Here is a 15575-nt window from a genome sequence, read left to right as displayed (position 1 = left end):
TTAAGTATTTTTCAAATCATAATTTGAAATAGCAGTATGTTTAAGTTTTTTTCTCAAGTAATCAGTTTCTTCTTGTAAAACGGACAATATCAATATCTCATTTTGTTTTCTTGCCAAAAACCAAAAAATAATAAATTCGAATATTCCAACAATGACAATAATTAATATGAGAGAGCTAAATTCAAAAAGTTCAACCAGTATTATAAAAATTGGAGTAATTATTAGAACCGTTGTCATACTGTCTCTGCAGAATAAAAATTGTCTATTCTGTTGGTAAATCTTATTATCATATCTATGCTTATTATATATCTTGTACCATAAATTATTCTCTTCTACTTCTGTTTTAGGTTTCTCATGATTCTTCAATATTAAATCCACATCTATTAATTCTGAATCATATTTTATGTCATGATTTTTTAATCTGGTAAAAATATCATATGCAAATCTATGTGATTCATTTTTTGGATATAATAATTTATATTTCCATTCACGTGAAAATAAATTATTAATCACGTAAATAGGCAAAAATAAAACAGGTACTGTAAGCACAATAGAGATTATTTCATTATTTTCAACAAATGTTGCAGGGTTATTGAGAAGTAATGTAACTGCTACATTGAAGATAATAAGATATATTAGTTTATCATCATAATTTTTTAAATCATCCATTATACGTACCTCAACTTTAAGATTTTTTGTTTAAATATAGTGTCCCCCTATATCTTTCTCCGCTAGATAATTTAGTTTTATTGTCTTCATATTCTAAAAATTCATTATCAAATTTATTCTCAGTATACACATCTATTTTTCCAGATGCACAATCTAAAACAATGTTTTTAGTAGTGTTTTGTGTTATAGTATCAAAATCATTATAATAATTTAAATACTCGGATTTAGCTTCCCCAATAATAATTATTTTTGGCTCAATTTCATCTAAAATGTCTTTAGGTATTTTACCACTATTTCTTCCATGATGAGGAGCAAAAATAACATCTGCCTTTGGGAAATCTATTTTATCTTTTATTTTTTCAAGAAAATCACTTTCCATATCTCCAAACCATAATGTCGTTACTCCTTCGTTTAAAGAGTATTCGATTATTGGTGAAATATTATTAGCAGAATCTTTCTCACCATTTTCTAATTTTTCTAATTCCTCTTTAAAAGATTCATTATTAATGTCTGGCCATAAAATAAATACCTCCGAACTTTCTTTAGTATCATCTGATTGGTTCATCCATTTTCTTGAACAATTTTTATATATGAAAAATTGCTTGTCAGTATCATCCCTTAGTTCACAATATTTATTAAAATCTTCCTCATTATCTAATTCTATCTTATTTTCAACACAATAAAAATTTCTAATATTAATTTTACTATCAAGTTCAGACAATCCTAATAAATGGTCTTTATCAGGATGTGTTGAAATGAATCGTGTGACATATTTTTCTTTTCGAACATCAATTATCTCATCAATAATATCTTCTTTTCTTTCTTCAACTAAATTACAATCAATAATTGAAAAATTATCTGAATTATGTTTAATATAAAACATATCACCATTTTTTACACTAAAACTTTTTATGATGGACATTGTATCACCATTATTTTTCACAGTATACATTCAATGTTCCATTGTTTATAATTGCATAAATTGTTCCATCGTTACGTGTTGTTAAACAACTATGTTTAACAAGTTCTGCATTTTTTAATACCCAATCTCCACGAGAGTTTGAACTATATTTACTTGATGCAGTTACATCATCCTGATTACTTTTATCAGAAATTATTGTAATTTTTGGATTTACATAATCCATTAATTCTTGCTTATAACAGGATAATCTCCCATGGTGTGGCGCTAATAATAAATCGATGTTTTGAGCATTTTTTAGAAAATCAGAATTATTTAATAGTTCTTCAATATTTGTTTTTGTATTGTCTCCCATCAATAAGATTTTAAAACCTTCATACTCAAGAAATGTTGTAAGACTGTAATAATTTAAATCTTTTACATCGTTTTTTAAGGGAACATAATGTTTTAAATTAAATCACCATTTACAAAAGAGTTATCTGGATCAATGGTGTCTGGCACAGGAGCTGTGAATTTTTTATCAAGATTTAAATATTCTTCATATAATTTTCTATCGTCCACTGTCTGTGCTTTGCCAGTTTGCTCATAAATCAAATCTAAGGGTATGGTTGTATTTCTTCTAAAAACCTTTGGTGTTTTATAATCGATTCTTGAAATTCCACTAATATGATCTTTATGTGGGTGGGATATTATCAAATAGTCCAAATTCCCATTAAATGAAAATAAAGGATTTTTACCCGTTCTTCATTGATTCCTAAGTCGAATAACATATTCATTGTTCTTGTTTCGATTAATGTGGAATTTCCTAAATTTAAATCAAAAAATGTTAATTTTAATGCAATAATCACCTCATTTTTATTATTGTTAATAAAATATGTAATAAGATGTATAATTATTGTTCGCTAAACTTCGAACAATTTATAAATAGAAAATGAACTTAATTTAATTACAGTTCAGAGGTTATTTGAGTGTATAACCTCGCAAGTGTCTGTTCAATTTTGTCCTTTTTCAATTCACATTCCCACACTGTGATGACCTTCCATCCCAGTTCTTCCAGTTCTTTTTTGTTACGTTCATCCCGTTCTTTGTTTCCATAGAGTTTCTTCTCCCAGAATTCAACATTGGATTTCGGCATTGCTGCATATTTGCACCCCTCATGGAGATGCCAGAAACATCCATGAACAAATACAATTGTCTTGTATTTTGGCAGTACAACATCAGGACTTCCAGGATATCGTTTATCATTTTTTCGAAAACGAAGACCTTTTGAGAAAAGATAGCTACGGACAAGAATTTCGGGTTTGGTGTCTTTACTCCGAATCCGTGACATGTTATAACTTCGGACCTCTTTGCTAAATTTGCCGACCATATAAATCAACTTCAATATAACTATATTATATATATCATAATTAATATACAAATTTTTATTTTCAGATTAATAATAGATTAATTTACCATTAGTACTTTCAGTCAAACTCTCCTTTATGAAAATTAATTTATACTAATATCTTTAAAAATATTATTAGATATTTATCTTATTTTTTATGGTGAAAATATGGAAAAATTTAAAACTGTAGATTTATGTGCGGGCATTGGCGGGATAAGAAGAGGTTTTGAGTTAACTGGAAAAACTGAAAATGTATTGTCTGCTGAAAACGATAAATATGCTTGTAAAACCTATGAACATTTATACAATGAAAATCCAATGCATGACATCACTACAGACGAATTTAAAGAGTTAATGAAAGAAACTGATTATGATATTTTACTTGCGGGGTTTCCATGTCAAGCATTCAGTGCAGTTGGAAAACGAGAAGGATTTAAAGACGCCACTAGAGGAACAATCTTTTTTTATCTGGCAGAAATGATTGAAGAAACTAGGCCAAAAGCATTCCTTCTAGAAAATGTAGAAGGATTATTAACGCATGATAAAGGGAATACTTTCAAAGTAATCTTAGATACATTAATTAATCAATTAGATTATCATATAGTTGGTGTACAAGAAAATTTAATGGGTGATGGATTCTATTTTGAAAGATTAGATTTATTAAGAAATGCTAAAGATTTTGGTCTTCCACAAAATAGGCCTAGAGTATATCTTGTCGGTTTTGATAACAAAAGATATGGCGAAAAGTTAAAAGAAATTAAATTTAGACAACTACCAAAGAAAAGAACTAGAAAACCAATATATGATGATTTGAATGATGTATTAGTTATGGGAGAGGATAAATCATTCTATTTGGCTCAAGGTTATGTGGATACACTAAAAAAGCATAAATCAAAACAAGGTGCTAAGGGTAATGGATTTGGTTATGTGGTAGTTAATGCAGAAGGAATTAAACATCCAATTTCTAATGCGCTTTTAGCTACTGGAGGATCAGGTAAAGAAAGAAATCTTGTATATGACCCTCAGGAAGGAATCGCAGGATTAATAGTTAAAAACAAAAAAACTCCATTAAATGATGAGGGAATTCGCATGATGACACCTGATGAATGGGCAAAGCTCCAAGGATTTTTAGGTTATGGTTTTGTAGAAAATGGGGAAGAAACATTTTCTTTTCCAGATGATGTCAGCAATACTCAAAGATATAAACAATTAGGCAATTCTGTTGCCATCCCTGTAATTGAAGAAATAGCAATTAAACTTGTTGATTCATTAGAAAAGTTAGAGAGTGAATAAATATGAAGTACAATAAGGGCGAATGGAGTGAAGCTTACGCTTTTGTTAAGTTAATTGGTGAAGGAAAGGTTTTTGCTTCCGATGAAGATTTAAATAAACTTTCCAATAAAATATATCCCATCATGAAAGTATTTAAAGATGAAATCGAAAAGTATTATGAAACAAATACGGATGAAGGAATCGTAAATATGGTTAATTATGATGGAGACATCATCGCCACATTCGAATCTTCGAAATTCATTGATATAGCTGACAAATCATTAGACATTATAAGTAATGCAGAAGGTAGAAGTTTTGAAGTTTCCATCATGAAAAATTTCCTTAATGATATTGGAATTATTACTTTTAAAAGTTCCAGTGCGAAAAAAGAAGATATTAAAATGGAACTTTTTGATCTCATTTTAGATAAATCAGACATCTTAACATTTAGTATTAAATCAGAAATAGGCAGCAAACCAACTTTATTAAATGCTTCCAGATTGACAAATTTCACTTTTGAAGTTGAAGGAATGTCCGATGATGAATTTAAATCTTTGAATAATATAAACAAAGAATTTGATAGAAAATGGCTTAAGATAAAATTTAATAAGATATTTGGAGGCGTTGTGAATGGAAATTATAAAGTCAAATTATCTGATGATAAAAACAATGTGCTCTATCAGAATTTAAGATTAATTGATAGTAAATTGCCTCAAATGTTAGCTTTCATGTTGTTCTACTTTTATTCCCATGAACGATCTGGAGATATTAAATTATTGACAGATAAGTTAATAGAATTTAATCCGCTGCAATTGGGCAATGCTGAAAAAGATATTTTTTATAAAAAGAAGATTTCAGAGTTTATTGAAGCAGTTACATTTGGGATGATGCCAAATATTAAATGGGATGGAAATTATGAAATCTCTGGAGGATTATTAACTGTCAAAAAAGATGGGGAAATAGTTTGTCATCATATTTTTTATGACAATATTGCATTGAAAAACTATTTATTCAAAAATACTAAGTTAGAATCACCAAGTACAACTAGACATGGATATGGTCAGCTATTCAAAGAAAATGATAAGGTATTCTTTAAACTAAATCTTCAATTAAGATTCAAATAATCAATATTTGTCATGATTATAAAATAGTGAATAAAAAAGTTGAAAAATTAATCTAAATTAATGTTTTGAGTTACTTCTTCACCTTTATCCGTTAGTCTATATAATCTACCTTTTCTAGCTTCTGGATTAATATATTCAACTAGCTCATGAGCTTTAAGCTCAGAAAGTACTTTTGAAATGTGATTTGTCCTTATCCCTGAATCTCTGGCGATGGTACTTGGTATTTTAACATTACCGTCCTGTGCTTTCAATGTTTTTGTCCTATATTTGAAAATCTGTACATGCCTGATTTCTATTGGGAGTTCGTCTGAAAGTTCATATTATCACTTATGGACTTCCTACAAAATAAATTATATCATTGAATAGCTACCTGATGCATCTGAGATGAATCTGAAGAAAAGAGCATTATTTTTTTTGAAAATCTGTCAGATTAAAAAAAAGAGAGTGTTTGGTGTTTAATTGTTTTTTGGAGGAGAGTTAAACACCAAAAATTGAGGTTTAGGAAAATTTTTTTGGCAGAAGAAAATTTTCCAGCTTTGTATTAAATTAGAAAATTGTGGAAAGCTAATCTAATACGACATATTTGTATTTTGGAGATTGTATAGTATTTAACTAATATGTTTTGTTAAAGTGAAAATTTAGGCATGCCTAAATTTCATCACTTGTATAAGAGTTGGTCATAATCATATATAAATGTTTCTAAAAAGTTAGGAATACCTAAAAATTTTAGATAAAACATTACAATGACACCCCCACTAACTTCTGATAAAATAAATCGTATCGCTGTCATAGCTGCTTAAAGCATCATATGCAGACTGAGTCATGAATCGGAACTTACCGAAGACCCCATATTCAACACCCCCTGTAAACAGGACCTGTTGATTTTGCAAGATACATTTGTATACTTCCAGAATGTTTTAATGGTATCACTGAATACGGATCAAGAGATTCTGTATCCCAAGAACTTCCATTATACTCCTTAATGACCATAACAGGACTGGTAACAATAGTTACACGATAACCTGCACTGACACCAGTAGGCAATGTTGTTGTAGTTAATATCTGATCGACAGGCAGTTTCCATCCAGCTTCATCATCACTGCCCTGACCAGTTGCGCATGTAGCACCAGTGTCTCATTTAGGACTGGTTGCACCACTATATCCTTTAGCACCTGTTGAACCAGTATTGTCTGTATCTCCTTTGGGGACAGTTGCACCAGTATTACCTTTCAAATTCCCAACATTTTCCCAGGCATTTCCATTCCAGACATAAAGAAAACCGCCCATTATATAGCTGTTCCCAAGACTGCAGGTAGGATGAGCCACAATCAGTTCCTGGTAAGTGTTATATGAACCTTTAATAGTAGTACCAATACCTCTTTTTCCTGTTTTCGCATATCCTTTGGTGCAGGTATCACCAATACTTTCCATAAACTTATCCATCATGTGTTAATTATTCAATATTAATTTTTTCAAATTTTTCATGTTCTAACTGATGATTATGGGATAAATATTGCTTGAGTAAATGTTGGAATCTGTAGGGATCATGAAATCCATGAAAAAATCAGATTAGGATATCAAAAGCACTTAGGCAAAAATATAATCTTTATTTTTCTTTTAACATAAATTGAATTACTAAATAGATTCCTAAAGCGGCACTGAATACAAATCCTATCAGTCCCAATATTGAAACATCAAATATTTTAGGCCCCTTATCTGAAATGATGGCCAGTGATGACCCGATAATTAGTGCAGATAAAATAAGTGAAATTGACAGCTGGTTCATGATTTCACTGATTGATTCGTGCTTAAGTTTCACGCTTAAATTACCTGCTTCAAGTTTTGAAAGCATATTGTTAAGTGTTGTTGGCAGATCTTTAGCTAAGTGTTCTATTTGCAGCATGTAATTGGAGCTTACTTTTGCTAATCTGCTGGGGCCGTATTTTTGAAGTATTATTTTTCTGGATAATTTTTTCAGTTCAATTACTGCATTGAAGTCAGGGTCTAATTTCATTCCTGTATCTTCAATTAAACTCATTCCACGCCCAATCATTACAAATTCTCTTGGTAATTGGATGTTGTGTTTGATCATTACCTTTAGAAGTTGCTGTACTCCTCCGTGCATGTCTTTCAGGTCTGCACCGTAATACTTATTCATTATGTCATTTACATCGGCTTTTAATTCAGGAGTGTTTTGTGCAGGTGTTAATATGTCCATGTAAATTAGCTGGTTGATAATATTGTCTACATTTCTGCTTAATAGCAATAATATTAACTCTGCAAGTTCTTCTCTGAAATCATCATCTAAAATACCCATCATTCCTTCATCAATGTAACATAAGACATTGTTTTCCATTATCATCATATTTCCTGGATGTGGGTCGGCATGGAAAAATCCGTCAATCATTATTTGTTTAAAATAAGATTTCACTCCTCTTTTGGCAATTAATTTTTTATTATATTCCGGATAATCGTGAACCATTACTTCAGAAACTTCTTTTCCTTTTATTAATTCCATTGTAATGATTTTTCCGCTGCAGTACTCAGGATAAGCAGTTGGTATATGAATGTAATGTACTGCTCTGAAATTATGTGCCAAATTTTTCATATTGATTAGTTCTTCATGGTAATCAATTTCTTTGAATATTGAGCGTTCAAATTCTGTTAAAATAGAGGGAATATTATAAACTTTAGTCTGGTTTATGTATTTTCCGATTTTATCAGATAAAAATTTCATAATATTTAAATCGGATTCAATAGTTTCACGGACATTTGGTTTTTGAACTTTAATGGCTACTTCATCGTTGTTTTCAAGAAGTATTCCTTTATGGACCTGTCCGATTGAAGCTGAACCTAAAGGCTTTTCGTCAATTTCCTTGTAGATTTCATTTATTGGTTTTCCAAGTTCTTTTTCAATAACTTCTTTTATTTCATTAAATGGTGTGGTGGGAGTGTTGTCTCTTAAGGATTCCAGTTCCTTTGCTATTTCCACTCCAATCAAATCAGGTCTGGTACTTAACATCTGACCTAATTTAATATATGTTGGCCCTAATTCTTCTAACACATCTTTTATTCTTTTTGGAATGGATTCGTCGGGCAATTCTTTATATTTATCTCTTTTAGTATCTTTTAAAAAAGGAAAATTCTTAAAAAATGTATTTTCTTCGATAAGATAACCGAAATCATTTTTTTTAAGAACTTTATATATTTCCTCTACCCTTTTTATGGAATCATTTTTTGTGTTAGAAATTATTCTCATATTTGTGTAATTAGTTAAAACTTCTATATATTAATATCTTAAAATTTCTCCAGGATTCTTGCATATACCTGTTTCAGATTATCATCTGACTTTTCATAAATCCTTTTTAAGATAAGTTCAGGAGTACTTTTTGCAAGGAAATTCATTTTCGGAGTTCTGTCCACTATCAGATTATAATTTTCATCTAATCCTTTTGCTTCAATACCGTCTACACGAATATCTGTGTAATTCATCAGTTCTCTGGCCATATGTGTTACAATTATTCCGTAGGAATTGGATTCTTTAATCATGTCTATAAATGTTGAAATGATTTTAACTGCAGCTTCCAGTTCTGTTATTCCTTCAAGTTCGTCAAGCAATACCAATTTTTCACTTTCTGTTGTTACAATTGGAATAAATACATTTAAAAAGGATTCAAAAGCCCCGGCATCCAGTGATCTTTTCTTTGAAAAATGATATATTTCATCAAATAATTTGATTTTGGCTTCAGCAGCACTTACAGGAAGCCCCATTTGTGCCATTATGGAAATTTGGGTTAGTGTTTCAAGAAGGGTTGTTTTACCTCCACTGTTTGCCCCGGTAAGCAGTGCTATGTTTTCATCATTTGTAAGTTTGTAATCAATTGTCTGTGTGTTTTTATCATCTTTTCTAAGGGCCAGTTCCAGATGCAGTGCCTCTTTTAAATTTATTTCATCGCCAAATTCAGGAGCATTTAAATCATATTCATATGCAAAGCTGCCTAAGCTAAATTCATAGTCAAATTTAATTACATCTTCAACTTCTTTGATTGCTTGTTCTTTTATGGAGTTCAATTCAATGGCAGCACTTTTTTTAACATCAAAAATATCATTTTCTTTTTTGGATGACTGTTCCAGTTGGATTCTTTGGATTTCGCTGTCGTCAATTTCAATAGGATATTTTCTGAGATACGGATCAAAATCAAATCCTGTTTTTTCTTTGATAATTTTTTTCCTTTCATTTATAATTTCATCAAATATTTTATTGATCTTTGGAGGAAGGTTCTTGTTTAGCAGGTTAAGAATTTCATCTCCTTCAAGATCAACATTTTGTATGGCATTTTCTAATTCTTCATCCATATCCTTTTTCAAAGAATTAACTAATTCTTCAATATCCACTTCTCTTTTATCAATAACATTAAGTTCATCAATAATGGGGATAATTTCTCCCAAAATTGTTTCCCGACCTCTGATTTTTTGTATTTCATAAACTCTGTTAAAAAGGTTCTGGTTATGTGTAAAGAAGTTTATTATCTTTTCAGGAACAATTTCATAATCATTTTCTTCAATATTAATCATTACAAGGTTTGGCATTCCTTCAAAATCAAGTATTCCCTGTGAATATACATAAAAAATAAGGTCATAATTCATCAATTCTTCCTGTAGTAATGGAGAATCGCTGGCTGTAATTATCGGGTAATATTGGTTAAGTCCCAAATCTGTAAGGTAGGAATTGTCTTCTTCTGTTTCCACTAAAATAACTTTACTTGCATCATATTCTGCTTTTGCTTTTTCAACTTCCTTTAAGTTTTTCATCAATCCTCTTAACTTGATTATTGGAAGCTGTGAAACCTGTTTTTTTGCATCCATCACAAAATTGATTTGTTTTTCTATTTTTTCCATATCTTTTGAAGGGGAAAGCAGTAAAATCCTATTTTTTGAATAGGAAGTGTTTGAATATGCCAGTATCTTGTTTATGATGTCTTCATAAATCTCCATTGCCCTGTCGCTTTTAATAAACTCATATGTAGGATTATTTAATAGCTGGTTCATTATTTCAATAGCTTTCCTTTGGCTGATTCCATCAATATTTGCTATTTTTTCAACATCCGCATTTTCAACTATTTTTTGAAGATTTTCTTCTCCTCCAACACTATTTAATATTTTTTCAGAGATTTTATCTCCAATACCTTTTATGTTTTGCAATGTTACTTTCTCTCCTTGCATTTTAACCAAACCCTTTTTTCTATACATTTTTATTTAAATATATATCCAAAATTCCCTAGAGCATTTGGGAAGTATTATTTCTTATTTGTCAATAGCTGTGTTATATTCCTGTATTTTATTTAAATAGTTTTCATCTCTCCATCGACCGTCAATAGCAAAATTAACAAGCCCTATTGATTTTAAGTAGATAATGTCATTTAAAAGTGAGATATCTTCACTGTTTGAAATTATAAGTTCTTCATTAGATAGGCTTTTATGAATCGGATATCTGTTGTTTTTCTTATCAATCAGAAAGATGTCATCTGTGTTGTTCTTTAACTTTTTAGATTCTTTTTTAGTAAATAATCTGTTTCTGCTTTTCATTAGCTCAACAGATCCCTGAACAATAATTTCCAATTTGGAATTGTCACTACAATTGTCTAAAATATTTTTCAAATCTTCTTTTTTCAGTTCCGGAGACAATGTAATTATTTTGTAGTTTTCAAGACTGTTTATTGTTTGTGTATTTGTTACGTTCATGGAGTATGGTCCGTATTGGCCTGTAAAATCAGGAGCCATTATTTCAATATGGTAATGAAGTTTGTTTAATATGCCCCTTACCTTTCCTAAAACTTTTATTAAATTGTCATGGGCAATGTCCGGCCATTTCCAGACCAATTCATAGTCTCTGTTTCTGGAAATGTCAATAGCCTTTTGCAGATAGCTGACCATATAATTTATATTGTATTCTTCCCTGCTCTGATTTATTATTGATGTGTCTTCAGGAGGTATCTCCAAATAAACCCTTTCCACATTATTTATTTTATTCAAATCATTTAAGTTATTTGTATAATATGATAAACTGCATTGGTCAGTTTTCAGAGCATTGCTTTTGTTTTCAAGCTGTATTTTTATCTTTTTATTTGAGTATAGCAGATACACTTCCTTTTCTAATTTTTTGAAAAGTTCCCTTCTGATTTTATTGATTTCACTTAGGGGGATAAATAATGTTCCGTCATAGTTAATATTGGCTCCTGTAATGTCGAACGGGTATTTGTCAACTTTCAACAGTTGTTTTTTTATTGTTTCAGCATCTACACTTCTTTTAAGAGGTTTTTCAAATGGAACTTCTCCTTTAACTTCACATTCAATTTCTTTTTTATTTGCAAGAGTTAATCTGCCTTTTAAGTGGGGATATTTGTTTTTAATTGAAAATGTAAGTATTAATTTGGATTTGATAAAACTGCTGCCCTTATTTTCAATCTCTTTAACTTTTGAAGTTAATCTGTTTCTTTTTGTAAGATATGCTGTTGAATCGTTTAAATTGAAATGGTGTTTTTTATTCTGCTTTACTTTTTTAATGATTAAAACTCTGTTTTTTCTGTTAATGTCTTTAATTTCTTTATTTCTGCCTTTTTTATAATGGTTGAATGTTGTTAAAAGAGGGTTTTGTGAAATTTCAAATCCGTAGTCATCTTTTGCTTTTATTAATAATAATCCGTCACCTTTTTGGGGAATTGTTTTTAAACCGTCATCTAATTTAATGACTATTTGGCTGTTTTCACTATTGCAGACTTTACCTAATTTTAAACCGACATGTCCTGAACGGATACTTCTTGAAGATGCATAGTTAAATTGCCCTTCACTAAATCCTCTATTAAATGCAAGGCTTATTTCTTCACTTTTGCTGGTTTTATTGCTTTTCAATTTGTTTAAGGCTTTCCTATAATTGCTCACTGCAATAGCCAAATATTCCTTGCTTCTCATTCTTCCTTCTATTTTGATGCAGCTGATGTTTAGCTCTGCAATTTCTTTTAAATGATCGTATAATGACAAATCTTTAGGTGAGAGGTAATAATCTTCACTGTTCAAACAGGATAATCTGTATTTTTGGCGGCAGGGCTGTGCACAACTTCCTCTGTTTCCGCTTCGACCTCCTTTAAAACTGCTCATTAGACATTGTCCTGAATAGGAATAGCACAGAGCTCCATGAACAAATATTTCAAGTTCCATATTTGTTTTTAAGTTTTTAATTTCATCTTTTCTCATTTCACGGGGGAGAACTATTCTTTTAATTCCTTTGCTTTCAAGATAATCTAATTTCAGCTGGTTTTCTGCAGTCATTTGTGTTGAACCATGAACTTTCAGTTTTGGAAGGTGTTTGTTTATCAGTTCAACCAGACCTAAATCCTGAACTAAAACTGCATCTACTCCTATTGAATATAGGTGGGACAAATAATCTATTACATCCGGAAGTTCATCTTCTTTAATTAATGTGTTTACAGTTACATAAACCTTAACATTGTGCAGGTGTGCGGCGTTAACTGCTTCGGCTATTTCATTTAAAGTAAAGTTTTCAGCAAACCTGCGGGCACCATATTCTTTTCCAGATAGATATACTGAACTGGCTCCGGCATTAATAGCTACTTTAAGATGATCCATAGAACCTACAGGTGCAAGCAATTCAGGAATTCTCATGTTTGTCCTCGTGTAATCTGCCTTCAATATAATTTCCCTTGTTGATATATGACTGTGAGAAATCCATTATCTGGTATTTGTATTTGGAAAGCTCTTCATCATCTCTGTCTTTCAGGGAATCATTATAAATGGACAATATGTTTGTTGTGTATTTTTCATTGGAATATCTGCAGTCCAGGATTATGGAATCAATACCTAACTGTTTAATTTCGTTCATTTCTTCAATTAAACATAAGCAGTCTTTGTTTATAATGTGGCTTTGTTTATTGTAGTCAAATAAAACTTTATACTTGAATTTTTTCCTTTTTTTATCTTCTAAAATAGCATAATCTGCATTGTTGTGTATGATGAAATCTTTACCGTCATTTAAGTTACTGAAATCATCCTTACTTACAATAACTTCCAAATTCCCGTTTACAATCATTTCCAAATCAATATCTGAGGTATTATTTTTAGAAACTAACTGCTTAATTTCATTACCTGAAAGTTCTGAAGATAAAATCAGACCATCAAATCCTGCTTCTTTAAGATTTTTAACTGTAAATGAATTCCAGACATTCAGATTATGATTTCCGTAAATTGGACAGTCAAAAATCTCACCCATTCCAGGGAAATCTCCCATAACTGAAATAATTATTCCTTTTGATTCAAGCTCTTTAACTATTTCATTGCATTTAACAGCTTCTTTTTCATTAATAAATGATGATAATACCCAAACAAGTTCTGCATCAGGAGTCATAAGACGGGCTTCTTCTAAAAGCTTTGGAATATTTTCATAATAATCTTCAGGGTTATTGTATAAACAGTTTCCGTCAAAGTAAACCCGTTTAAGGTCAAATCCGGAAATTGATTTTAACTGGTCTAAATTATCAATAAATAAGGATATTTTAGGGTTTTTCTTTTTGCCGTTGTTATTGAAAGATTCATAATCTTCATAAAATTTATTCAGTTTTTTCCTTGTAGCTTTAACGGACTTTTTGGTTGGGGTGTAGTGATTTAACAGTAAATCCTGTGCCTGAACAAGAACATCTCTTCTGATCTGGTTAAGCTCACTGATTGGAATAAATAAACTGTCCGGCATATTGTGGAATTTGATTTCATCTATATAAAATGGTGTTCCTCCGGTTTTTGATAACTGTTTTTCAATTTTTTCTTTTGTAACAGGTTTGTTTTTAGCTTTTTCAAATTTGCCTACGACTTTATGTCTGAAATTGATTAATTCATCATCTAAATAATATTCAACATTAACAAATCCTGTTAAGTCTTCATTCCAGCTTAGGGTTAATGAAAGTGGGACATGGTTTTTAATAACTTCTTTTTGGAATTTTTTAAGGTTTTCATGAATTGACTTGGAAAAACTGATAAATACTTCAGTACCTTCCTTAACCAAACGTGTTGTATTAATTACAATTTCATTTTCGTCCTGTTTAACAATGTCTTCTAAATAAATTCCTTTGATTTTGCCGTTGTATTTAAAAGCTATTCCGTCACCCTTTTCCAGTGTGATGTAATTGTCTTTGTTTTTGATTTCAATTGTAACTTCAGTGCCATCTATTTTTACAATGTCGCCTATGTATAAACCTTCATGACCTGAACTGCCTCTTCCCATTACTTCACCGGGTTTATCTCCCATTATGTATCCGTTTGTAAATTTCCTGTTGAATACAAGATGTAAATTTTTGGCATAATCTCCGGTATTTCCGTCCAGTATATTGCGGTAGCTGTTTACAATGGTTCCGATGTAGTCTCCGGATTTCATACGGCCTTCTAATTTTAGAGAGGTTACTCCAGCATCTGAAATTGCGTCCAGATTATTGTATGTAGCCAGATCATGGGTTGATAAAAGATAGCCGTTTCCAATATTGTATCCTCTGTATTTCAAACGGTATTCCCGTCTGCATGGCTGTGCACAGGCTCCTCTGTTTCCGCTGCGGCCGCTGTTGTATGAAGACATATAACAGTTTCCTGAAACGCTATAACATAATGCACCATGTCCGAATACTTCAATTTCCATATCGATATTGTCTTTTTTCAGCTGTTCATGTGTTTTAGCTATCTGTTTTACATTAATTTCACGTGGAAGAACAACCCGTTTAATATTGTTTTTAGCAGCCCATTTAATGGAGCTGTAATTGCTCAATGCCATCTGTGTTGATCCATGAACTTCCAAATCAGGAATCAGGGTTTTTAAAAGCCAGCATATTCCAAAATCTTGAACAATAACTGCATCCACTCCTATTTGATATAATTTAAACAGGTAGTTCATTACATCAGCTATTTCAAAATTGTTTATTAATGTATTTACAGTAACGTGGACTTTAACTCCATTTAAATGAGCATATTCAACAGCTTTTTCTATCTCTTCCATTGTGAAGTTTTTAGCAAATGCTCTTGCTCCGTATTGTTGTCCAGCTATATAAACAGCATCAGCACCTGCATTAACTGCAATTACAAGCACATCATAAGATCCAGCTGGAGCTAATAATTCTGATAAAACCATTTTATTATTACACCCTAAGATTTA

Annotated in this window: 14 protein-coding genes; 2 read left to right on the top strand and 12 right to left on the bottom strand. The window is 30.9% G+C overall.

The features are described from left to right. The 5 genes from K4897_RS03190 to K4897_RS03170 form a co-directional block, all read right to left on the bottom strand. On the bottom strand, nt 1–669 hold the full coding sequence (locus tag K4897_RS03190; RefSeq protein ID WP_250416663.1) for a hypothetical protein: 669 nt from the start codon (nt 667–669) through the stop codon (nt 1–3). Nucleotides 670–685: 16 nt separating this feature from the next. Next, complete coding sequence (locus K4897_RS03185; protein ID WP_250416661.1) at nt 686–1591, bottom strand: hypothetical protein; 906 nt, start codon at nt 1589–1591, stop codon at nt 686–688. Between the two features lie 10 nt (nt 1592–1601). Further along, on the bottom strand, nt 1602–1943 hold the full coding sequence (locus K4897_RS03180; protein WP_250416658.1) for a hypothetical protein: 342 nt from the start codon (nt 1941–1943) through the stop codon (nt 1602–1604). Between the two features lie 92 nt (nt 1944–2035). Beyond that, nucleotides 2036–2293: a hypothetical protein gene (locus K4897_RS03175; protein ID WP_250416656.1), complete on the bottom strand. Its 258-nt coding sequence runs from the start codon at nt 2291–2293 to the stop codon at nt 2036–2038. A gap of 241 nt (nt 2294–2534) precedes the next feature. Further along, a complete protein-coding gene (locus tag K4897_RS03170; protein WP_250416655.1) occupies nt 2535–2957 on the bottom strand; it encodes a very short patch repair endonuclease in 423 nt (140 codons plus the stop codon). 186 nt (nt 2958–3143) lie between these two features. Here K4897_RS03170 and dcm point away from each other — a divergent pair, with 186 nt between their 5' ends. Both dcm and K4897_RS03160 read left to right on the top strand, forming a co-directional pair. After that, on the top strand, nt 3144–4268 hold the full coding sequence (dcm, locus tag K4897_RS03165) for a DNA (cytosine-5-)-methyltransferase (RefSeq protein WP_250416652.1): 1125 nt from the start codon (nt 3144–3146) through the stop codon (nt 4266–4268). Between the two features lie 2 nt (nt 4269–4270). Further along, on the top strand, nt 4271–5371 hold the full coding sequence (locus K4897_RS03160) for an HpaII family restriction endonuclease (RefSeq protein ID WP_250416649.1): 1101 nt from the start codon (nt 4271–4273) through the stop codon (nt 5369–5371). Nucleotides 5372–5418: 47 nt separating this feature from the next. On the opposite strand, the gene K4897_RS03155 is transcribed toward K4897_RS03160, so the two are convergent. The 7 genes from K4897_RS03155 to K4897_RS03125 form a co-directional block, all read right to left on the bottom strand. Beyond that, nucleotides 5419–5667, bottom strand: a complete 249-nt coding sequence (locus K4897_RS03155) for a transcriptional regulator (protein ID WP_371921669.1) — start codon at nt 5665–5667, stop codon at nt 5419–5421. A gap of 556 nt (nt 5668–6223) precedes the next feature. Next, nucleotides 6224–6415, bottom strand: a complete 192-nt coding sequence (locus tag K4897_RS03150; RefSeq protein WP_250416645.1) for a hypothetical protein — start codon at nt 6413–6415, stop codon at nt 6224–6226. A gap of 90 nt (nt 6416–6505) precedes the next feature. Continuing rightward, entirely contained in the window at nt 6506–6802 is a 297-nt protein-coding gene (locus tag K4897_RS03145; RefSeq protein ID WP_250416642.1) for a hypothetical protein, read from the bottom strand. A gap of 175 nt (nt 6803–6977) precedes the next feature. Beyond that, nucleotides 6978–8630, bottom strand: a complete 1653-nt coding sequence (locus K4897_RS03140; protein WP_250416640.1) for an AarF/ABC1/UbiB kinase family protein — start codon at nt 8628–8630, stop codon at nt 6978–6980. Between the two features lie 38 nt (nt 8631–8668). Further along, nucleotides 8669–10621: a helix-hairpin-helix domain-containing protein gene (locus tag K4897_RS03135; protein ID WP_250416639.1), complete on the bottom strand. Its 1953-nt coding sequence runs from the start codon at nt 10619–10621 to the stop codon at nt 8669–8671. Nucleotides 10622–10675: 54 nt separating this feature from the next. Next, on the bottom strand, nt 10676–13051 hold the full coding sequence (locus K4897_RS03130) for a U32 family peptidase (protein WP_250416637.1): 2376 nt from the start codon (nt 13049–13051) through the stop codon (nt 10676–10678). Continuing rightward, a complete protein-coding gene (locus K4897_RS03125) occupies nt 13038–15551 on the bottom strand; it encodes a U32 family peptidase (protein WP_250416634.1) in 2514 nt (837 codons plus the stop codon). Before K4897_RS03125 ends, K4897_RS03130 begins: the two co-directional genes overlap by 14 nt. Nucleotides 15552–15575 lie beyond the last annotated feature (24 nt).

It is taken from the genome of Methanobrevibacter sp. TLL-48-HuF1 (assembly GCF_023617305.1).
Taxonomy (GTDB): Archaea; Methanobacteriota; Methanobacteria; order Methanobacteriales; family Methanobacteriaceae; genus Methanocatella; species Methanocatella intestini.
This window is presented reverse-complemented; position numbering and strand designations above follow the sequence as displayed.